The organism is Candidatus Hepatobacter penaei, assembly GCF_000742475.1.
GTDB lineage: Bacteria > Pseudomonadota > Alphaproteobacteria > Holosporales > Hepatobacteraceae > Hepatobacter > Hepatobacter penaei.
Genome location: NZ_JQAJ01000004.1, coordinates 3,051 through 3,270, shown reverse-complemented (window position 1 = coordinate 3,270; position 220 = coordinate 3,051). Strand labels below are relative to the sequence as shown.

The following is a 220-nucleotide window of genomic DNA, read 5'->3' as shown; positions in this document are numbered from 1 at the left end:
GTTGGCGGCGGTGCTCAGTGCGCACAGTGTGCATCAAAAACGGCTGTCTCCTTTGGGGGTGGTGGGCTTTTGTGGCCTGTTGTTTTATGCCACCTCGGTGAAATATCAGGCGCAGTTTGTGGCGCTGGTGATGGCGCTGTGGCTGTGCCGCGTGCAATGGCCGTTAGAAACGCGGCTACGCTCGTTCATCAAAGCGGCGCTGGCCAGTGGTGCCTTGATT

Annotated in this window: 1 protein-coding gene; it reads left to right on the top strand. The window is 58.6% G+C overall.

Annotated features, from left to right (window positions below; all coding sequences use genetic code 11):
- Nucleotides 1-220 (top strand): hypothetical protein (locus tag IG82_RS07270; protein ID WP_216476172.1); only part of this gene is annotated, 220 nt, incomplete at both ends.